This window comes from Microbulbifer maximicatervae (SeqCode), from assembly GCF_052468295.1.
Window position 1 is genome coordinate 3,519,872 of the sequence record NZ_CP174340.1, and the last position, 21,354, is coordinate 3,541,225.

Below are 21,354 nucleotides of genomic sequence, written 5' to 3' on the forward strand. Positions count from 1 at the left end.
GTACCCCTCGCACTCGCTGCCCCAAAGGGAAAAGTGCTTATTGCCGGATATGGCCATCTCCGAACACAATCCATTTTTGCGAAGTGAGCCCTTCCAGGCCAACCGGGCCACGGGCGTGGATTTTATCAGTACTGATACCAATTTCCGCCCCCAAGCCGTACTCGAAACCGTCAGCAAAACGGGTTGAGGCATTAATCATCACTGAGCTGGCATCCACAGCACTCATAAAGCGGCGGCTGCGACTGTAATCCTGAGTGACAATTGCCTCAGTGTGGCCGGATCCATAACAGGCAATATGCTCCATAGCCGCTTCCATATCCGCAACAACACGCACAGCGAGAACCGGGGCAAGGTATTCCTCACTCCAGTCATCCTCTGTCGCCGCTACACAGTGAGGAATGATTTCACGGGTCCGGTCACAACCGCGCAATTCAACCCCTTTTTCTTCGTAGGCACTAGCCAAGCGCGGCAGTATATCCGCCGCAACCATCTCGGCAACTAAAAGTGTCTCCATGGCGTTACAAACACCATAGCGATGGGTCTTGGCATTGAGGGCGATATCGAAAGCTTTGGCCAGGTCAGCCCGATCATCGATATACACATGACAAACACCGTGCAGGTGTTTGATCACCGGCACCCGGGCTTCGCGACTGACCCTTTCAATCAGGCCGGTTCCGCCCCTGGGTACAATCACATCCACATACTCCGGCATGGTGATCAGGGCACCCACCGCCGCTCGATCGGTGGTATCGACAACCTGCACCGCCGTTTCCGGCAAACCCGCTTCTCGCAAGCCAGCGGTAATACAGGTGGCAATTGCCTTGTTCGAGTGCAGCGCTTCACTGCCTCCACGCAAAATTGTGGCATTGCCGGATTTTAAGCACAGGCTCGCTGCATCAATGGTCACATTGGGCCTGGACTCATAAATAATGCCCACCACCCCTAGGGGCACACGCATTTTGCCCACTTGAATGCCGCTGGGGCGATAGCGTAAATCTTCAACTTCTCCCACCGGGTCGGGCAGCTCTGCCACCTGTACCAAGCCCTCGATCATGCCATCGATGCGGGCATCGTTAAGCTCCAGGCGATCCAGAAGAGCCGCATCCAAGCCGCGCTCGCGACCCGCCTGCATATCCAATGCATTGGCCTTCAGTAGAGACACCCGCTGTGTCTCCAGTTGGGCAGCGATGGCTTTGAGAGCATTATTCTTGGTGGAGGTATCCGCGGCAGCTATCTGTTTGGCGGCGGTACGGGCGGCGCGCCCCATTTGTTCGAGCTTGGCGCGAGTGGATTGCTGATCAGCGGTGTCTGTGGCGGTCACTTGGCTCTCCGTGCAAAATCCGGTCGGCCGCGCAGTATAACCCAGCGAGACCCGGTTTAAAGTGCCGATTACCGGGCCGCACAGCTTTGTATCTAGCTATTCCCGCGTCCAACGGTCCAGGTTCTCGGCGATAGTAGCAAGTCGCATAAGAGGATCTTCTACCGCCAGCAGATCGGTGCGAACCTTATCCTCCAATGGCAGAAGCTGAGCCAATTGCCAGGAAAGTGAGTCCGCAGACTCCACCGGCTCAAATTTAAGTGATAGCGTCTGTGCCCGCTCCTTCAACTCCTCCAATACCGACAGAAGACCATCGCAATCCGCCGGAATCGGCTTTTCATCTTCATCTGGTATCCATTCCACGTCCCCCAGAAGCAGGTCATCTTCTGCGCGACGGGTGTGGGCAATGCGAAAGCGACGCCGACCTTTCACCTCCACATTTAGCAGCCCTCCCTCACCCTGCCCCCAATCCACGATGTCGACATAAACACCGAGAGGCCATACTGAAGCGCGCCCCACTTCACCCCCGGAGCGAATCAATACAATGCCGAAGCCGCTATTGGTTTTCATGGACTCACTGACAAGGTGAATATAGCGCTGCTCAAAAATCCGCAGGGGCAAAGTCACGCCGGGGTATAGAGGGACACTCAGGGGAAAAAGGGGTATCTGTTGCAAAGTCATCACTCATTATTTTTTGTGTGCCCTAAAGATAACATCGCCCTAGGGAACTCTGCGGCAGGTTAAGAGACTTTTTACCGCCAACCGGTTGGATTGGGAGCAAGTTTTTCCACTTTGCGGTAATTGTCGCTGGCAAGCCCAACACCCAGCCTTTAAGCTGCTGCGGTAAATTGACCAAACGGAGATTTTTCATGCCTACAGCAACCGCTCGCCATATCCTGGTTGAAAATGAACAGCAGTGCCAGGACCTGAAACAGCAAATCGAGAACGGCGCTGACTTCGGTAAAATTGCCGAGCAGTACTCCCAGTGCCCCTCTAGCCGTTCCGGCGGTGACCTGGGCTCTTTCAGCAAGGGAATGATGGTTCCCGAGTTTGACAAGGTCGTATTTTCCGAAGAGCTGCACAAGGTACATGGCCCAGTCAAAACCCAGTTTGGCTACCACTTGCTGGAAATTACCAGCCGCCAGGACTGAGCCCTCGCTGTTAAGCAGCCATAAAAAAAGCCGGGGTTATCCCGGCTTTTTTTATATTTCCAATTCCTTCGATTCAGGCGCTGGGCGCCTCCTGCATCGGTGCCTCGGGCTCAACTTTATCAGCTTGCCTCTGGCGGCCGAGCGGCTTGAACATCACCAGCAACAAGGGCAGAAGTGTCAGGGAACCCAACAGGGCGGCGGACATCGCCAGTGCGGTGAGGAGGCCGAAATAGATCGACGGAACAAACTTCGACAGCGCCAAAATTGAGAAACCAACAATAATCGTGATCGCTGTGTAGAACATGGCACGGCCAATCGTCGCATGGCTGCGATGCATGGTCGCCAGGTAATTGCCATCTTTGGCAAACTCAGCGCGGAAGCGATACAGGTAGTGAATCGCGTGGTCCACCCCGATACCCACGGTAATCGCGGCGATAGTGATGGTCATCATATCCAGCGGGATACCCGCGAGCCCCATACCACCAAGTACCACACAGGCCGCCAGCATATTTGGCACCAGTGCAATCAGGGCGATGGATAGAGAGCGGAATAGCACCAAGAACATCAGCAGGATTCCGACAAAAACGGCACCCAGGGTCAGGATCTGGGATTTAAACAGGCTCTGTAACATATTGTTGTACAGCACCAACAGGCCGGTCTGATGGACATTCTCTGGAGCTATGCCCATCTCATTGTGAGCGTAGTTGTAGATGCGCTGGATCAGCTCATCGCGACGCAGGGTGGGGTCTGTCTCCATCACTCTCAGGGTGATACGAGCCTGGTTGTTCTCCACAGATAAATAGGGGTCTACCAGAACAGAGCGAATTTCGGCCGGCAGGCTGGTATTGGCCACCGCCAGCTCAAAGTCATTGAGGGGACCGCCATTCAGATCCACGGCAACTTTATACAGGGTCGCCAGAGATTGAACCTTGCCTATCTCCGGCTGCTCCTCCAGGTAATCATGCAGCTGCTCCAGCTTTGCCAAACCGGCAACCGTAAACCAGTAGCTCTGCTCCACTGACTCCTCTTCACCGCCAAATGGATCATCGGAGGCAAAGGGGTCCTCTTCTACAGCGAAGGGATCTTCCTCTGCTTCCATCGCAAAGGGATCTTCTTCTCCCTCGAAAGCTGCCTCCTGCTCCTCGGGCTGATCCAGAATAATATCCAAGGTCACAGTGCCACCCAAGCGGCGGTCAATCACCAGCATGCCCTGATAAATTTCCGTGGAATCATCGAAGTAATCGATAAAGCGGTTTTCCACTTTCAGCTGGGATATACCCACCACACTCACGACGGCTGCCAGCAGTGAAATACCTAGCACCACAAACTTGTGGCGCTCAGCAAAGCGGGAAAACTGCAGGGTAAATGCGTGGGAGTTATCTGCACTCACACTGCCCACACGCTTCGGCAGCACCATCAGGAAACTCGGAATAATCAGGAACGACAGCAGCAGAGCCACGGTCACCCCCATCGTCATCATCCAGCCAAAATCGATAACCGGGCGAATACCGCTCACCACCAGGGACACAAAAGCCACGATGGTGGTCAGTGCGGTATACAGGCAGGGCTTGGCCATAAAGCGCACTGTCTGCAATACCAGCTTTTCAAGATCCCAATCCGGGTTCTGGGCAATATATTCCCGGTAGCGCACCGCCAGGTGGATGGTAATTGCCAAGGTAATAATTAACAGCAGTGCGACAAAGTTGGCCGAGATCACTGTCAGTCGCCAGTCCAGCCAGCCGAGTAGCCCCAGCATCACCACCGCAGTGGTAACACAAGTCATCAGCGGCAACAGCACCCAGCGCGGCTGGCGGAAAATCAGCAACAGGGTAATCACGATAAAAGCGAGGATCCCCACACCGAATACCAGCAGGTCGCTTTTAATAAACGAAATCATATCGGCGGTAATCATGGTGACACCACCGAGGAACAGCTCCGCTTCGCCGTTGTAGCCAGCCAGAATTGCGCGCACGGTATCGACGCGCTGGTGGGCAATTTTTTCTTGCTCAGTACGGTGGGCCAGATAGATCGCGCTGATCTCCTCCAGGCGAACGGCCTCTTCCGGAGTCAGTCCCTCTGTATTGCGCTTGCTGCGTAAAGCATCCCGCTCGCGCACCATCTCGATGCCGCGGCTATCCAGTTTCAGGTTCGCCAGTATGGCCGTCGTCTGCCCGTCCGGGCTCAGGATCAACTCCCGATAAATCGGGCTTGAGAGGAACTCTTGCCGGGCCATATCCCGGTCGACATCGGGCCTGGCGAGAGTGCGCACCTCATCGCTGATATCAGTGAGAACCAGCTTGGGGCTGTACAGCAGTGGGACATCGAGAATGCTCTGCACACTGGACACACCATCTACCTTGGCCAATTCATCCCGCAACTTGCCCAGGGTTTCCAGGGACTCATCACTGAACAGGTCCCCAGTCTTGGAGCGGTAAGTAACGACCAGGAAATCGCCACTGGCATAGCGCTCGGAAATCTCGCGGAAATAATCCAGGGATTTATCAGCTTCCAGAGTGAGGGAATCGGCAGAGGCGTCGATCTTCAGGCGGGACAATCCGAGGGCTGCCAGCAGGGTTAACAGGCCGATAACCACCAACACCGCAGCGGGCCGCTTGGTCACCAAGTATTCATAAGACTTCTGTAAAGCTGACAGCATAAATTTCCGCTTCTTTCCAAACTAAAAACTGGCCGCATTGCGGCGCGCATATTGTTCGCCTATGCGATGAATTAGCAAACCTAAAATTTGCCACCGCACCGTTTTATTGGAACTTTTTTCAGGGATTGTCGATATGCCCCAGGTCGCGTTCGGGAAACAGGGTGTCCCTGACGCGACGTTTGAGCTCCTTAGCACCGGGAAAGCCGCCGTCACGCTTGCGCTCCCAGATCAAAATTTCGCCAATCCGAATCTCGAATACTCCCCCAGTACCCGGTTGCAATGCAACCTGATTGAGGTCATCGGCGAAAGTGTGCAGCAATTCCTGGGCCATCCAGGTGGCTCGCAACATCCAGTTGCACTGCACACAGTAGTGAATCGTAATACTCGGTTTTATCTCATTGCCCATCCTGCTCTCCCCAGCTGGGCAACAGCTTCTGCTTGATGCCCAACTGGTCGAGCAACCGCGCCACCACGAAGTCCACAATATCTTCCACCGAACTGGGCCTCTGGTAAAAGCCAGGGCTGGCCGGCAGGATCATGGCCCCCATGCGGGTGAGTTTCAGCATATTTTCCAGGTGAATCTCGGAGTAAGGTGCCTCGCGGGGAACCAGAATGAGCTGGCGGCGCTCTTTCAAGGCTACATCCGCAGCCCGCTCAATCAGGTTGTTCGATGCTCCACAGGCCACCGCAGACAAGGTGCCACCACTTGCCGGGCAGATCACCATACTGGCTGGCGCCCCGGTTCCAGAAGCCACCGGGGAAAACCAATCGCGCTTGCTGAAAAGGGTCAGCTGGCCTTCCTGCGCGGCAAAACGATCAGCGAGGAAATTCTGCAACTCGCGCTCATCGCCCTCCGGCAACTGCATATCAGTTTCGGTGTTGATGACCACCTGAGCCGCCTCGGACAGCAGCAGCCACACGCGCACATTCGAAGCCAGCAGGCACTGAAGCAGGCGCAAACCATACTGGGCACCGGAAGCCCCGGTCATAGCCAGGGTCACGGTCTTCTCGAAAGGAGATTGATGCAAAGTCGATACCTTATTAAGCCCTGCGAGCATAGGACTGCGCAGGAAACATTAGTCTTCTGACTTAGAGATCGTATTTCTGTTCCAGGGCACCGATAAGGCGCTGGTGGATACCGCCAAAGCCGCCGTTGCTCATCACTACGATATGGCTACTGGAATCGGCTAGCTGCAAAACAGATTCCACACCATCTTCAATCGAATCAAAAGTTTTGGCCGGCACCGATGAGTGGTGGGCGACGTCTTCCAGGGACCAGTTAACTCCCTCAGGCTGATACCAGAGCACCATATCGGCCCCGGAGCAGGAGTCGGCCAGCTTGCCCTGGTGCACTCCCATACGCATGGTATTGGAACGCGGTTCAATCAGGGCAATGATTTTATCCTCCCCAACCTTCGCCCGCAGGCCATTGAGGGTGGATTCAATCGCGGTGGGGTGATGGGCAAAATCATCGTAAACACGGATGCCGGCCACTTCTCCCAAGCACTCCATACGGCGTTTAACCCCCTGGAAGCGTGCCAGAGCTGCCGCACTCAAATCTGGGGTGACACCCACATGCCGCGCCGCAGCCATAGCCGCGAGGCCATTTTGCACATTGTGCTGCCCGGTCAGGTCCCACTCGACCCGCGCCACAGCTTCGCCTTTAAACTGAACCGTAAAGCTGCTGCCATCAGCGGCAATATCCACTGCGCACCAATCACCCACTCGCACACCATCGGCAGACTCGCTGCCAACCCGCTGTACTTCACTCCAGCAGCCTTTATCAAGCACCTGCTCTACATTCTCTTCGGCAGAGGCCACTATCAAGCCGCTAGCAGGCACAGTTCGTACCAGGTGATGGAATTGTTTCTGGATTGCCGCCAGGTCCTCAAAGATATCTGCGTGGTCAAATTCGAGATTGTTGATAATCACCGTGCGCGGGCGGTAGTGCACAAACTTGGAACGCTTGTCGAAAAAGGCAGTGTCATACTCATCCGCCTCAACAATAAAGAAGGGAGACTCTCCCAAACGAGCAGAGACACCAAAATTAGCCGGGACCCCACCGATCAGGAAGCCGGGCTGCATATCTGCCGCTTCCAGAATCCAGGCCAGCATACTGGCGGTGGTGGTTTTACCGTGGGTTCCGGAAACCGCCAATACCCAGCGGCCACCCAGGAAGTGATCGCACAACCACTGGGCGCCAGAGGTGTAAGCCAACCCTTTTTCCAGCACCGCCTCTACTGCCGGATTTCCCCGGGACATGGCATTGCCAATAATCACCAGGTCCGGGGCGGGCTCCAGCTGTGCGGGATCATAGCCCTCGGTAATTTGGATACCCGCCTGTTGCAACTGGGTGCTCATAGGTGGATAAACATTGGCGTCACTGCCGGTTACGCGGTGCCCTTCCGCCACCGCCAGTTGGGCCAAACTGCCCATAAATGTGCCGCAAATACCTAGAATATGAATATGCATAGCGGAAAAATGTACTCCTACGGGTTGCGGCGCAAGCTTAACACGGCAAATCGGGCCAGTAATTGCCAAATACCCCAGTTACCATGCAATTTACTCGCTATTCCATTAGACTCCGCCCCCGCATTGGTCGGCCTCATCCCCGGTACGGTGGTAGGAATTTTCCCGAAAGGGTCGACACCCGATACGAGCTCCCGGTTATCCCCACTGGCACAATTGTTTAAAACTAGATGCGAGGCGGACTACCGGATCGGGATACTTCTCTATATCTCTATAAGCACAGGATAACCATGTCGAAGAAGAACGCCTTTTATGCGCAGTCCGGTGGCGTTACCGCCGTGATCAACGCATCCGCCTGCGGCGTAATTGAAGCTGCGCGTGAAAACCCGGACCAGATTGGCAATGTATACGCAGGGCTAAACGGTATTCTCGGCGCGCTGCGCGAGGAGCTGATCGACGTGAGCCAAGAGAGCGCAGAGGATATTGCTGCACTGCGCCACACCCCCTCCGGTGCCTTTGGTTCCTGCCGCTATAAACTGAAGAGCCTGGAAGAGAACCGCGCAGAATACGAGCGCCTGATCGAAGTCTTCAAAGCGCACAATATTGGCTACTTCTTTTACAACGGTGGCGGCGACTCCGCAGACACCTGCCTGAAAGTATCCCAACTGTCCGAGACCATGGGTTATCCAATCCAGGCCATCCATATTCCCAAAACTGTGGATAACGACCTGCCCCTGACCGACAACTGCCCGGGCTTTGGCTCCGTTGCCAAATATGTTGCCGTTTCCACCAAGGAAGCGGCCATGGACGTGGCCTCCATGTGCGCTACTTCCACCAAGGTATTTATTCTCGAGGTGATGGGCCGTCACGCGGGCTGGATTGCCGCTGCCGGCGCTCTGGCCCAAGAACAGGAAGGCGATGCACCCCATATTATCCTGTTCCCGGAAATCGCTTTCGATAAAGAGAAGTTTCTCGCCAAGGTACAAAAGACCGTAGACGAGAAAGGCTACTGCGTTATCGTCGCCTCCGAAGGCGCCCAGTACGGCGACGGCACCTTCCTTGCCGATGCCGGCACCACCGACGCCTTTGGTCACAAGCAGCTGGGCGGTGTTGCACCGACCCTGGCCAACATGGTCAAAAGCGAACTCGGCCTGAAGTATCACTGGGCCCTGGCAGATTACCTCCAGCGCGCCGCCCGCCATATCGCTTCTGCTACCGACGTTGAGCAAGCCTACGCCGTAGGTCGCGCCGCAGTGGAAATGGCTGTAGCAGGCAAAAATGCCATTATGCCAGCCATTATTCGCGCAGAAGGTGAAGAGTACAGCTGGTCCATCGCAGAGGCGCCGCTGTCTGAAGTCGCCAACGTAGAAAAATTTATGCCGCGCGAATATATCAGTGAAGATGGCTTTGGCATTACTGAAGAGGGACGCAAGTACCTGCTGCCATTAATTCAAGGCGAGGATTACCCTCCCTACAAAAATGGCATTCCTCAGTACGCCACCCTGAAAAAGCAGCTGGTGGAAAAGAAGCTGGGTACTGATTTCGAAGCTTAATAGAAACGGTTGCCAGTCTCCCAAAAGCCTCCGAGTAAAATCGGGGGCTTTTTTCTGTAAACGCCTCTACGTAGACTCCACATCAGACCAAACCGCAAATTCATTGCCGCAAGGTTCCCTAAAATGGAAGCGCCTGCCACCGGGAAACGGGAAAATTGGCTTGGCTATTTCGGCTCCGCATCGCGTGACCTTCTCCAGGGTACCCTCCAGGTCGCGGCTGTATAACACCACTAATGCAGATCCATTTTCAGTAGTGCTCTGCAGCTCTGCCTTGAAAAAGCCACCTTCCAATCCAGCATTTGAAAAAGCGGTGTACTCCGGACCGTAATCGGTAAAAGTCCAATTAAAAGCCTCGGTAAAGAATGCTTTTGTCTTACCCAAATCCCTGGAGGGCAACTCAATATAATTAATTTTCTCGCACTCTCTCATAAGCTCACCATTTTCCTTATTTTTCAATTTTCAGGCTGTAGGTCGCACCGGGGTATTCACCACCTGAAAACTGCCATTTGCCAGCGCTAGTGGCCGATCCTGATAGAGAATAATGGCGCGATCCATCATCTGTACAAAATCGAGCATCGCATAAAGCACCACACCTTTTCGCCCCTGATATATATCAGGCCGATAAATCAACGCCGCCATCCTATCGTCCATGGCTTCATAGGTATATGAAGCTTCCCCAACTAACTTTCCCGACGCCGTAACGTAACAATGTGTCGCGGTTTCATAGGTTACCGTGTGGGTAGAAAGGTCGGGGAAATCACCTTGTTTTGAATAGTGTGTGCCGGTCCATTCCAGGCTTAAACCTTCCAATGTCTTAAATGCCTGCAAACTATGTCTCCCCCAGTGGTTTAATAGCTTCGCCGATCACTAGTAACTCATTTACCTGAAGCAATAAAACACACGCTGACTGAAAACGACACTCCTTGCATTAAATATTTATCTATTTTGATACGTCTCCGATAGGCCCCAATGATACCTCAATACTCCAGAAAGACATCTTAGGCATTTTACTCAAGTCTTTTTCCAATTCAGGGATCGGGCACCCACAAACACTTTCCCCTCCAATAATCCATATAATAAAGATTTTAATGGCTCGCAATGGAGTCTTGCCTGGCTACCAATATGAAAACGAGGAAGTGAAACACTCGGGCATATGCCCAAGGAGGTAAAGATGAAAAATACGTAATTAACGCGGGGAGGAAAGAAAACGGCCGAATATCTCTTGCCTTAATATCCGACCGTTCAATATGTGGAGTTAATTATTTATTGTTGTTGATATCCATCTCAGTGCCAAAACGGCTTGCGAATCTCAATTTCACGGTAGGCTTTATCTTCATTACCGAAATCGTCTTTCAAAGTCAGGGTAATTTCATAACTACCACCGGTGGCATAGCGATGCAGTGCCATGGGACCGGAGCGGCTAGTGCCATCGCCAAAGTCCCACTCATAGCTCAGGTTACCGTCGCCATCGTAATTACTGCGCTCTTCAACCCACACCCAACGCAGGAAGCTATGGACTTTAAAATCAGCTCGGAAATCAACAACTTCTTCAAGTGGTACAAGCTGCTCAACAGTGGAGATCGCGCCCCTATCGTCCTCAACCTGGAGGATTACTGAATAAGTGCCTGCTGCATCGTAGCTATGACTGGGGTTTTGCTCAGTACTGGTAGTGCCATCACCAAAATCCCAGGCCCAGCTAACGATAGTGCCATCGGTATCGACGCTGCTGTCGAAGTAGTTCACTTCGAAGCCTTCCACACCCCACTCAAATCCAGCAACCGGCTCCAGGTTATCTGCCCCAAGATCCAGCTCAACCACAAGCGGATCGTGATCTGAAGCGCGGAATGCATCAGTCGAGTAGAAACTCTCCACCTGCTCATCAGTTTTATTCTCGGTGTTGTAATCCAGCACCCGAGGCTCGTCGGCATTGATATGCCAATCGGCCGCACCTGTTACTAAAGGAGCCAATGATTCACTAGCGAGGGCGTGATCCAAGTAGCCGGACTCACCGCTGTAGACATAGGAGTAGGCTTCTCCTTCACCGAAAACCTCCAACAAATCAGAGTAACCAGCGTCCTTTAGAGTGCTAATTGGGTTTTCGCGGGCGTAGCTATTGAGGTCGCCGAGCACCAGAACACGACCGGTGCCGCTACCTGTCGGGTCAGTATCAATCCATGAAACCAGAGCATCTGCGGCATCGGTGCGCAGGGAGTTCCAACAGCCCTGTCCATCACCCAGATCATCGTTCAAACTGCCATCTTCGGGACAGCTTCCCTTAGATTTAAAGTGATTGACCACCACGGCCAGCTCTTCACCACTTGATAGTTCAGCAAAAGCTTGTAGCAGAGGTTGGCGGTTACCGTCATCAAAGGGATAGCTAGAAGTTGTCGCAGCAGCGCCTACAGGCATTACCCGATCGCTGCGATAAATTAGCCCCACAGTAATTTCATCGGTGCCCAGTTGTGTCAGGTCTGGATTAATAAATTGATAGTTTTCACTGCCAGTAGCCGCGTTAAGGCCATTAATTAAATCCTGAATAGCACTTTCCGAACCGTAGCCATCGTTCTCAATTTCCATTAAACCAACTACATCGGCATCCAGGCCTAAAATAGCGGAGATAATTTTATGTCTCTGGCGCAGGAATTCATCTTCAGTATCAGCCCCACGGGAAGTAGGGAAACCGCCGCCATAACCATCGCCATTGAAATAATTCAAAACATTAAAGCTGGCGATCTTTAAACTGCCCTTACCCGGTAATTGTGGAGCGTTTTCACGCAGGTTGGCAGCAACAAATTCTGGCGCCTCCACGGGATGTACTCGGTAGGCGCTGTAGCTATATCCCATTACACCGCGCAATCCCTCTACCGTATCGCCATTGCGTAAGGTATTACTGGCACTGAGGCCGGAGACGGGATAAGGCACAGCTTCCGGGTTCTGCACACTGGAACCATCGTCCAGCACAATCCTGTTCAGATCGTTTGCACTTTCCTGTGCTACGGCTGCAACCCCAGGCTCATTGTTGTGGGTGGGAATATAGAGGCGGCCATTGGCCAGGGTGACTTCACCATAGCGCCCCAGGTTATAGTGATCATTCACTGTCAGGGCTTGCGGGAACTCAACCAACATACCCTCGTATTGCTCCTGCTCTTCGGCAGAACTAAACGGCAGTGTAACTTCCTCGGCAGTCACACTGTAGCCGCTACCACAAACCGTGACGCCATCAACCTCGTCTAATTCGGTAAAGTCATAGTATTCAGTAACCACACCACCGACGCGAACCAAGTCCCCAACTTGCACAGCTACACCGAAGCCTTTGTCGTGTACAAACAGTCCTTCAGAGGTATTGATCTGGCCATCCTGATCACTGTCTTCCTCTTGCAGGAAGAAGCCGGAAAGGCCGGTGCTGGTATCTTGGAAGTCACCAACAACAACCGCTTCAATTTCGTGGCGCTCATTCTCCAGAGTGCTTTCAAACTCATCACCCTGAACCTGGCTGATTAACGTAGAAATATCTCCGCAATCGCCGAGAACAACATCGTCATCACCGCCGTCATCTCCACCACCAGTGCCGTCTTCGCTGTGCCAGCCGAGGTTGGAAAAGTCATCCTGACCCAAGCTAGACCACTCTGAAGCTGGGTCAAAATCCGTACTGCCGTCGGCACGACCTTCACTCACACTCCAGTTGCGAGTTAAGGTTTGGTTCTGGGTACCCAGGCTGCTATCGCCCCATTGGCTACCGGGATCAACACCGATCTGGCCGATAACATCCACATATCCATTGGGGCCACTCAGGGCAACCGCATCATCCCCATTAAACAGGCCGCTGGTATAAATCTGATCGGCTACTGACAGGATTGAGGAGTCAGCACTGGCGTGGGCGAATACGTAAACATCGCCGCCTGCCAAGCTGCCACTTAGGGCAATGGTTGAAGCTGCCGTAGAGGAGCCATTGAAGTAAAGTTCAATGCTGTAGCTACTGAGGTCAACCGCTGCACCCGTGCCATTGTAAATTTCAAGGGCCTTATTGTTGCTACTGCCCTCGATATATTCAGAAATAATGAGGTCGCTGGCTTGGACCTCTTCAGCCAAAAATGGTAACCCCAGGGCTGCAAGGGCAGCCAAGCCAATCTCTTTCATAATGTTCTCTTCACTCGTACCTGACACAGATCACGCGGCGCAAAGATTGGCGGTTAATTCCTAAAGTTCGATGAATGAAATATGAAATTTAAATTTCAGCTCTTTGTTCAAAAATCCATTTCACACAGAACCCGCCAAACTCGCCACACAATGCAAAAAAAGCGCCAAAGAATTTGTACGGGGTGATGAATAGCGGCAAAGAAGCTTGAAAAGTTCGCCAAAAGTTATATAGTCACTTATATAAGTGCTTATGGAACAGCTTTTATGAAATACAGCCAACTGGGGACTCAGCTTCGTCACATTCTGGAATTACTGGATGGCGATGTAGCAGAGAGCTATAGGGCCTGTGGCCTGGAGAATTACAAACCCCGCTACACCCCGATAATGCGTGCACTTATCCACAAGAGAGATATCACCATTAGTGAGGTGGTAGCGAGCACCCACATTTCCCAGCCCGCAGTGAGTCAAACTGTAAAAGACATGATTAAGCAAGGGCTGGTACAGACCTCTTCTGGAGAAGATGCTCGCCAGCGCAAAATACGCTTGACCCGCAAAGGCAGCGCGTTGATACCCAAGTTAAAACAGCAGTGGATAGCAACTCGTGAAGCTGAACAGTCCCTCAATAGCGAATTACCGACAGAACTCTCAGAGCTGCTCAATCAAGCAATTCAAGCTTTAGAGAAACGTCCTTATTTAGAGCGGATAAAAGAAAATCTATCAATAGAGGCTACATAAATATGAAACGCCAACTCAAGATGAGTTTAGCGGTATTAATCAGTTTTTTTTCCATGTCTCTCGCGGCAAGTTCCGGCGCAATGAGTTCCTGCCAGTTTGAGACAGGCCCGGTTATTAAAGCTGCTGCAGTAGCTATTCAGAAGCACTATATATTGGAGGAAAAAGGACAGGCGCTATCTACTCAACTCAATAGCCTGGCAGAATCCAAACACTTTAATCATCTTTGTAGTGACTACCAACAATTAGCCAGCGCACTTACCAAAGAAATTCGCACCCTTTCCGGTGATAAGCATTTCTATATAGAGCATATAGATAACCAAAAAGAAGCCCACAATTGGATTGAACAGTGGCAGGCTGAAGCGCCCAGCAATAACTACGGCGTTAAGAAAATTGAGATTCTTCCCGGTAACATTGGCTACCTTTCCCTCTCTTCTTTCCACACCTATAAAAATGCCCACCAAACCCTCGCTGCGGCTTTCACCCTGCTTCGCCACAGCGAGGGCCTAATACTCGATTTACGCAGTAATGGCGGCGGAGACGAAGAAACCGCCAATGCTGTTCTGCAGTCATTTATTGACCCCCATTCTCCCTTTCCCTTTGTTATTGAAAGCCGCAAGGGGAGAGAAATACCGAAACGTATTTCACCTCAACCCTGGCCCACCTATGGGAGTGACAGACCAATGGTCATTCTGATTGATGGAAGATCCTTCTCTGCATCCGAGAGTACCGCCTTCGCACTACAACAGCTGGGCCGAGCCACGATTGTCGGTAATGCCAGCGCCGGTGGGGCACATATCATGGAGTCTCCCCAATCCCTCCCCTATGGCTTTGAAATCGGTATCCCAGATAAACGCCCGGTTTCTACGATTGCCGGCAGCCGCCCCAATTGGGAAGGACAGGGTGTTATCCCCGATATTGAAGCCGGCCAGCAGGAGATCATTCAAATCGCATTAAAAGTAGTGGCAGAGGCCCTATAAGGCTCCCTTTACTTTGCTAAATTGAGCACTAGCGAAACGGGCACACAGGCTTGACCCCGCTCCACACAGGCAGAGCCGAATCCTCTTTATTATCGGATGGCGCGCCAGTTCGGCTTTTGAAAGCCCCCTCCTCTATAGTCAGGCGCATCAAAGCTGTTCCCTTGCGCTCCTGTAGGCTGGGGAGGCGCACCTGATCCCAGCGCCCCGGCTCTATATCATCAATAATCGCTTTAAAAACCGCATCAAATTCCCGCTGCTCTTTGACCCTCTCACCTCGGCAAAACAATACCGCAGAGCGATAATTAGCACTGTGATGAAAGGCTGACTTGGCCAGTACCCACTCATCATAACGGGCAAATGAAATACAGACCTGTTCTCCTGCCTCCAATAGTTTTTGTAGCCGGCTCTTGTTAGCCAGGTGAAAATACAAAAACTCCCCTAGGCGCCAAATGGTTAAGGGAATAATGATGACTTCGCCGTCTTCAATAAAACCGACATGGCCCATTTTTAGCTCGTCGACAAGCTTATAAACATCCTCTCGCCGATAACTGGCACGCTTGGGGGCACGACGTACACGACTTTTCGCTGAGGTTGGCAATTCATCAGAGATTGGCGAATGTAAATTCATAAAACCTCCTTTAATTCACTCTGGTATGAAATAGATATCGCCAATGTAGGATCTTTCTGGTACGCTGATAAGCGCCAGTTTTAACTATTTTATGGTGCCAGTTTTGAGTGCCGCCGAGCTTACAGACCTAACTCTCGAATCAGGCCAGCCACTACAGGAACAGTTGTATCGACAATTGGTAGATTGGATCTGCAACGGCCGGCTGGCTGCTGGTACCAAGCTCCCCTCCTCGCGCCGGTTGGCAGAATCCCTCTCTATCAGCCGTAATACAGTGACATTAGTTCTGGACCAGCTGAAAGCGGAGGGCTTCCTTACCAGCCATCCAGGGAAAGGCGTATTTGTATCTCCCGAATTGCCGGCCTACACAAAGAAAACACACAGGCAAGGTTGGCAAGCACAGAGGAATAGGTACTTACCATCACTTTCTCACTATGGTGATTTTGCACAGACTTTATCTTGGGGTAAGAAAAGTGAAGATCAATCTCTTCCCTTCACCCCCGGCCTACCGGATCTAAACACATTTCCATTCACTATTTGGAACAAATTATACCGCCGTCACCAATCCAGGTTAGCTCTCGCAGGTTACGGGCAAAGCCAAGGTTATTTACCTTTGCGTATGGCACTTACGGAATACTTGCGCAACTCCCGGGGAGTTCGCTGTAACGCTGAACAAATTATTATTACCAATGGAACTCAGGAGGCCCTGAATCTATGTGCACTGGTCGCGATTAACCAGGGAGACAAGGTTTATATAGAAAATCCGGGATATCGCCGTGCTCGAGCAGCTTTCCAGGCTGTTGGAGCAAAGCTCGTACCAGCGAACCTGAAAGATAAGCACTTGGATGTGGATAAGCTGGTCAGTAGTGCAACCGAAGCCAAGTTACTTTTTACCACGCCAACACATCAGTACCCAATGGGTGGTGTTATGCCTGCTGGTGAACGAATCAAATTATTGGATTGGGCGACACAGGCAAGCTGCTGGATAATTGAAGATGATTACGACAGTGAATTTTCATTCCAACACAAACCCGTCGCGGCGCTCCAGGGGATGGGAGAAAATACACCTGTACTTTACATGGGGAGCTTTAGTAAGACCTTTCTACCCAGCCTACGATTGGGCTATTTAGTGGTGCCTAAATCTACAGTAGCGGCATTTACCCAAGCCAAAGAAATGTTATCTGGCCACTCCCCCTTAGTCACACAAGCTGTCGTGGCAGACTTTCTCGATGAGGGGCATTTTGTGCGACATCTTCGCAAAATGCGTGCTAGTTATATGAAGAAATGGGAACATTTCTGTCAGCTTATTCGAGAAGAAATACCACCTCCAGCCGGACTAATTGCCAGTAGTGCCGGTATGCACTTGGTAATATCTACACCGGGACACGACGACATCACCCTTTCAAAAAAAATACGCGAATACGGATTTGGCAGCACACCACTATCGCTCTTCTATTCCAATAAAACTGAAGATCCAGGATTGGTGCTCGGGTTTGCCAACACAACTTTCGAACAGAGGGCAGATTGCGCAAAGATTCTCGCAAAAACCCTGAAAAAGTAGCCATAACAAACCCAAACGAAACTTATTTTTATAATGCAGGTTTCTTCATTCTTCGCACTAGCATTAAGCGCCTCCACCTAAAATAAAAAAGTAAATATTTTAATAGAATAAAAACAATCTATTATCACCAAAATATCAAATAAAACCCAATAAATTAGGAAAAATTTCCTATGGCTCTTTCTCAAACCTAGGTCACAATCTCCATGGCTTTGGGTGTTCACTCTCTTTTTTAATTACTCAGATAATTAGGGAAATTTGATATGAAAAATAGAAATATGAATTCTATAAAAGCATCATTACTCGCTGTATCCGGTATTGCCGCACTATCGCTCTCCGCCGTCGCTTCAGCTGTCAGCTGTGGAGATACCATTACAACAGCAGAAGTACTCACCGGCGATATTCTTGGCTGCGCAAGCCATCCTGCACTCGTGATAGATGCTGGCGGATCACTCGATATGGCGGGTTACCACCTCAGTTGCGATGGCAGCGGAATTGGCATTCAATTGAAAGACAGTGATAGAGTCCTTGAGGATACTGTTGGTGGAAGCACTATCACAAACTGTAACAATGGCGTATCAGCCGAAGGTGATGGCAGCCATCAAATCTTTGATATCACTGCTTCATCAAACTCTATTGCAGGAATCGCACTTTGGAGTCCAGGTAATACAGTTGAAGCCACCGATGCTAGCGGCAATGGGGGAATGGGTATACGCGTTATGGGTGACGGTAATCGTGTGAGATACTCTTATGCATCAAGTAACGGTCTCCAAGGAATAAAGATCGTTGGTGACAATACTCTCATCAGATTCAATGAGACGATTCTCAATACATCGAGTGGGATTGTAATTGATAGTGGGGATGGCGGCATTGTTGCCAATAATCTATCAGATAATAACGGTGTTAACGGCATTATGATGTTGGGATTGGGTCAAGTCGGATACTTGATCATTGGCAATACCGCAGAAAATAATGCCGGTGCAGATCTTGCTGACCACAACCACCCTGCTTGCACTGGCAATGTATGGATTAGAAATACTTTTGGCAGTGCTAACGATGCCTGTATTAATTAAATAATATAGCGACTTTAGTGGCGAGCCGATTAGTTTTAAATATCGGCTCGCTCTCGCCTAAAATAAAACCATTCCCCTCGCGGGCCATCAACTACCAATAGATGTTTTCTAGAATAAAATCATTACTTATAACAGCAATTAATAGTGATCCTTATAGCTAGTAGCGACTTCCCCTGAGAATAAGGTATAGAAATCAAAGAATGATAAAGCTCAGTAAATACAGAGGTTGCTTTAAAGGAATAGCCATCGGCGATTCATTTGGCGCCCCGTACGAGGGTGGCGTTCTAGAAAGACAACTCTGGAAAATTATCGGGAAAACCGAACAGGGTAAAAAGCGTTACACCGATGACACGCAGATGTCTATTGATATTGCGACCTCTTTTCTTGAGCATAATTACCTTGATCAGGACCACATAGCCAAAAAGTTTGCCCAAAGTTATCGCTGGAGCAGAGGGTATGGCCCCAGTGCAGCGAAACTACTCAAAGGCGTCAGGGATGGTAAACGCTGGCAAGATTTAAACCGAAAAAAATTTAAGCACGGTTCTATCGGCAATGGGGCCGCCATGAGAGCACCTATTATTGCCCTCTGCCACCCCCAAAATGACTATCGCCTCAAGCAATATGTACAATCGGTGTCTGAAATCACCCACGCCCACCCAGTTGCTGTCGAGGGAGCATACTTGATCGCTATAACCATCTGTGAATCCCTGCAAGACCATTCAAACAGAGAGATATTGAACAAACTTGAAGTAAGTTGTAAGTCCGAAATATATCGCTACAAACTGGAAAAGTGTGCGACTCTACTGTTTAACCAGAAGATTCCACATCCGCAGCAAATCAAGCAATGGCTAGGTAATGGTATTACCGCGCCAGAGTCCTGTATCACTGCCATTTATTTTGGACTTAAGTATCGAAACTCTCCTTTAACGTCTGTATTAGCTAATATTTTTTCCTTAAGTGGTGACACAGATACCTTGGGTGCCATGGCTGCTAGCATTTGGGGAGCATTAAATGGAGAAGACCGAATGGAAAGCATGGCCGACAAGGTCGAAAACATCGATTTTATTACTGAGCTTTCTGAGAAACTCTATTTCACCCAATATCAGCATGAACAAGCCTTACAACCCGCATAGCCTACTAAAAAGGGAAAAGGGAAAAGGGAAAAGGGAAAAGGGAAAAGGGAAAAGGGAAAAGGGAAGAATACACCGCGCTTGGACCCTATGAGGCATGGATGCCGATTAGAAGCTTACAGGGATGTATTCGCAGTGAGTCTCGAGTGCGGTGTATTCTTTCCTTTCACCCCAGTAGTAAGCCTTAAAAAAGTAGAGCGGATCGTAAAATAACCAAAATGTTAATTTAAAAATCTCTGACAGCTTAACCAGAGCACCATAAGGCTATTAAGAAGTGCTTTATTAGGACTGGATACTTCTCACCCTGGCCAAAAGCTTTTCGATACTATCAACAGTAGTGCGCGCCCCAATAGCGCCAACAAAGAAGAAATGGTTACCTGTAACGGTCTGTGAAAAATAAGCGGAAGACGAGCGGATTATAAGCTGTACTAGCTCCCACCTTTCCCTTGGAATCTGCTCTGGAGATGCACCTCCTAAAAGTTTACTGGCAAGAACTCGATTGCGAATAAATGCCCAATCATCAATATTGCACAGCACATTTTCCAAATCCCCCATTGAATCACTCTGAATAACAACGGGAATTGGATAGTCCAAGAAGTCAAAGGTGTTTGCCGTTTTCAATGCCCTGGAAAGATCTTCCTTAAACCCTTGCCCATCATACATTAATCCAGTGCCAATAAGCGCGATGGGAATTGCTCCAAGGAACGCCTCCCGATAGATATCTTTGGGAATAATTGTGTGTTGGTTTAAGGAATTCTGCTCATCAAGCGCGGCCAAAAAGGCAGGATATATGCCCTTTCGACTGGCCATCCCATCAACTGTCATTTCGATGGCCTTGGCATTAGCTTCGGGAAGAAAGCCCGGCAACGCGGGTTCTGCGGCCATAGCCACAAAGCATTCAATCGAAAAATTCAAGGCTTTCGCCGCCCTCGCTAGAGCCCCAGCGATTTTCCCTCCCATACTCCAGCCGCACACCACTACCGAATTTGGAAGGTTATATTCAGACAAAATCTTGGCAATAATTTCTGCAGCCTGATCTCCCCAATCTTGAATTGTAAACTCCGGGTGAGTACTACAAAAAACGGCATTTTCCACAGGGTAAGAAATAGCAAGGAAGGGAAAACCCGCTCGATTAACCCAGTGACTTATAAAATCATCTGAGCGGCCACCGGGATAGCCGTAGAAAATACGCGCTAGATGTGCTGTGCCTGGAATAAATACCATTAGCGGATTGGTACTAACCGCCGGAATATAACGGTAAAGCACTGGAAAATCATTGATTGTTTCCAGGACTTCCCCGTCAAACAAAGTGGGACTCGGTGCCATATTCACCCTGCGGAGAGGCAATCCGTTAACTTGGCGCTTTCCCCCAGACCTCCTCTAAGCGCTTATCACGCCCACAGCGGTAGCGATAATACTTGTAACGCAGGGGATTACGTTGGTAATAGTCCTGATGGTAGGCCTCTGAGGGATAAAAGGTTGCAGCGGGTTTTATTTGTGTCACCACCTTTTTACCCAACTCCGCTTCTACCTTTTTCTTGCTCTCCTCTGCTAACACCTTTTCTTCTTGACTGCCGTAAAAAATCTCGGCTCGGTACTGGTCACCGCGATCGCAAAATTGACCACCGGAATCAAAAGGGTCAACGTTGTGCCAAAAAATATTCAGTAAGTCGGAATAGCTGACTTTATTCGCATCGTACTTTACCTGGACAACTTCCGCATGCCCCGTACCACCGGAAGATACCTGTTCATAGGTCGGGTTTTTGACATGGCCACCGCTGTATCCTGAGGTGGTTTCCAGGACGCCATCGACCTTGTCAAATGGCGGCTCCATGCACCAGAAACACCCTCCTGCAAAAATAGCCGTGCGAATATTCGATGAATCCTGAGCCAGGGAAATACTGGCCAATGAGAGGAACAAGAGAGTAATAATACTGCGCATCATTCAGTCCTTTACCGATTGTCGATGGAA

At 50.5% G+C, this 21,354-nt stretch carries 19 protein-coding genes; 7 read left to right on the plus strand and 12 right to left on the minus strand.

The window, feature by feature from the left end; genetic code table 11:
* Positions 1-37: 37 nt before the first annotated feature.
* Positions 38-1,267 (minus strand): glutamate-5-semialdehyde dehydrogenase, encoded by a 1,230-nt coding sequence (locus tag ACJJIQ_RS15710; protein WP_445364822.1) that lies wholly within the window; start codon positions 1,265-1,267, stop codon positions 38-40.
* A 150-nt stretch (positions 1,268-1,417) separates the two neighbouring features.
* The gene (locus tag ACJJIQ_RS15715) at positions 1,418-1,993 is read right to left on the minus strand and encodes an LON peptidase substrate-binding domain-containing protein (RefSeq protein WP_445362387.1); all 576 of its coding nucleotides are present in this window, start codon (positions 1,991-1,993) and stop codon (positions 1,418-1,420) included.
* A gap of 194 nt (positions 1,994-2,187) precedes the next feature.
* Here ACJJIQ_RS15715 and ACJJIQ_RS15720 point away from each other — a divergent pair, with 194 nt between their 5' ends.
* Positions 2,188-2,469 (plus strand): peptidylprolyl isomerase, encoded by a 282-nt coding sequence (locus ACJJIQ_RS15720; RefSeq protein ID WP_282931463.1) that lies wholly within the window; start codon positions 2,188-2,190, stop codon positions 2,467-2,469.
* A 73-nt stretch (positions 2,470-2,542) separates the two neighbouring features.
* On the opposite strand, the gene ACJJIQ_RS15725 is transcribed toward ACJJIQ_RS15720, so the two are convergent.
* The 4 genes from ACJJIQ_RS15725 to mpl form a co-directional block, all read right to left on the minus strand.
* Positions 2,543-5,125 (minus strand): efflux RND transporter permease subunit, encoded by a 2,583-nt coding sequence (locus tag ACJJIQ_RS15725; protein ID WP_445362388.1) that lies wholly within the window; start codon positions 5,123-5,125, stop codon positions 2,543-2,545.
* Positions 5,126-5,243: 118 nt separating this feature from the next.
* Positions 5,244-5,531, minus strand: a complete 288-nt coding sequence (locus ACJJIQ_RS15730) for an Rdx family protein (protein ID WP_282931461.1) — start codon at positions 5,529-5,531, stop codon at positions 5,244-5,246.
* Positions 5,521-6,183, minus strand: coding sequence for a flavin prenyltransferase UbiX (locus ACJJIQ_RS15735; protein WP_445362389.1), 663 nt, complete (start codon positions 6,181-6,183; stop codon positions 5,521-5,523). The genes ACJJIQ_RS15730 and ACJJIQ_RS15735 overlap by 11 nt, the downstream gene beginning before the upstream one ends.
* 31 nt (positions 6,184-6,214) lie before the next feature.
* Positions 6,215-7,597, minus strand: a complete 1,383-nt coding sequence (mpl, locus tag ACJJIQ_RS15740) for a UDP-N-acetylmuramate:L-alanyl-gamma-D-glutamyl-meso-diaminopimelate ligase (protein WP_445362390.1) — start codon at positions 7,595-7,597, stop codon at positions 6,215-6,217.
* Positions 7,598-7,884: 287 nt separating this feature from the next.
* On the opposite strand from mpl, the gene ACJJIQ_RS15745 reads away from it, so the two are divergent.
* Entirely contained in the window at positions 7,885-9,147 is a 1,263-nt protein-coding gene (locus tag ACJJIQ_RS15745; protein WP_282931458.1) for a 6-phosphofructokinase, read from the plus strand.
* A 66-nt stretch (positions 9,148-9,213) separates the two neighbouring features.
* On the opposite strand, the gene ACJJIQ_RS15750 is transcribed toward ACJJIQ_RS15745, so the two are convergent.
* The 3 genes from ACJJIQ_RS15750 to ACJJIQ_RS15760 all read right to left on the minus strand — a co-directional run bounded on the left by ACJJIQ_RS15750 (position 9,214) and on the right by ACJJIQ_RS15760 (position 13,284).
* Positions 9,214-9,576, minus strand: a complete 363-nt coding sequence (locus tag ACJJIQ_RS15750; protein WP_445362391.1) for a VOC family protein — start codon at positions 9,574-9,576, stop codon at positions 9,214-9,216.
* Positions 9,577-9,606: 30 nt separating this feature from the next.
* Positions 9,607-9,975 (minus strand): hypothetical protein, encoded by a 369-nt coding sequence (locus tag ACJJIQ_RS15755; protein WP_413663153.1) that lies wholly within the window; start codon positions 9,973-9,975, stop codon positions 9,607-9,609.
* A gap of 456 nt (positions 9,976-10,431) precedes the next feature.
* Positions 10,432-13,284: an ExeM/NucH family extracellular endonuclease gene (locus ACJJIQ_RS15760; RefSeq protein WP_445362392.1), complete on the minus strand. Its 2,853-nt coding sequence runs from the start codon at positions 13,282-13,284 to the stop codon at positions 10,432-10,434.
* 264 nt (positions 13,285-13,548) lie between these two features.
* On the opposite strand from ACJJIQ_RS15760, the gene ACJJIQ_RS15765 reads away from it, so the two are divergent.
* Both ACJJIQ_RS15765 and ACJJIQ_RS15770 read left to right on the plus strand, forming a co-directional pair.
* Entirely contained in the window at positions 13,549-14,019 is a 471-nt protein-coding gene (locus ACJJIQ_RS15765) for a MarR family winged helix-turn-helix transcriptional regulator (RefSeq protein WP_445362393.1), read from the plus strand.
* A gap of 2 nt (positions 14,020-14,021) precedes the next feature.
* Complete coding sequence (locus tag ACJJIQ_RS15770) at positions 14,022-14,996, plus strand: S41 family peptidase (RefSeq protein WP_445362394.1); 975 nt, start codon at positions 14,022-14,024, stop codon at positions 14,994-14,996.
* Between the two features lie 28 nt (positions 14,997-15,024).
* Here ACJJIQ_RS15770 and ACJJIQ_RS15775 read toward each other — a convergent pair whose 3' ends face one another.
* Complete coding sequence (locus ACJJIQ_RS15775) at positions 15,025-15,624, minus strand: pyridoxamine 5'-phosphate oxidase family protein (RefSeq protein WP_444907402.1); 600 nt, start codon at positions 15,622-15,624, stop codon at positions 15,025-15,027.
* Positions 15,625-15,727: 103 nt separating this feature from the next.
* On the opposite strand from ACJJIQ_RS15775, the gene pdxR reads away from it, so the two are divergent.
* The 3 genes from pdxR (at position 15,728) to ACJJIQ_RS15790 (ending at position 19,385) form a co-directional block, all read left to right on the plus strand.
* Entirely contained in the window at positions 15,728-17,182 is a 1,455-nt protein-coding gene (gene pdxR / locus ACJJIQ_RS15780; RefSeq protein WP_445362395.1) for a MocR-like pyridoxine biosynthesis transcription factor PdxR, read from the plus strand.
* A 260-nt stretch (positions 17,183-17,442) separates the two neighbouring features.
* Entirely contained in the window at positions 17,443-18,252 is an 810-nt protein-coding gene (locus ACJJIQ_RS15785) for a right-handed parallel beta-helix repeat-containing protein (RefSeq protein WP_445362396.1), read from the plus strand.
* A gap of 200 nt (positions 18,253-18,452) precedes the next feature.
* On the plus strand, positions 18,453-19,385 hold the full coding sequence (locus tag ACJJIQ_RS15790) for an ADP-ribosylglycohydrolase family protein (protein ID WP_444940865.1): 933 nt from the start codon (positions 18,453-18,455) through the stop codon (positions 19,383-19,385).
* Positions 19,386-19,664: 279 nt separating this feature from the next.
* Here the strand turns inward: ACJJIQ_RS15790 and ACJJIQ_RS15795 are convergent, their stop codons facing one another.
* Together ACJJIQ_RS15795 and msrA are read right to left on the minus strand one after the other, a co-directional pair.
* Positions 19,665-20,708 (minus strand): alpha/beta fold hydrolase, encoded by a 1,044-nt coding sequence (locus tag ACJJIQ_RS15795; RefSeq protein WP_445362397.1) that lies wholly within the window; start codon positions 20,706-20,708, stop codon positions 19,665-19,667.
* A 25-nt stretch (positions 20,709-20,733) separates the two neighbouring features.
* Entirely contained in the window at positions 20,734-21,327 is a 594-nt protein-coding gene (gene msrA / locus ACJJIQ_RS15800; RefSeq protein ID WP_445362398.1) for a peptide-methionine (S)-S-oxide reductase MsrA, read from the minus strand.
* Positions 21,328-21,354 lie beyond the last annotated feature (27 nt).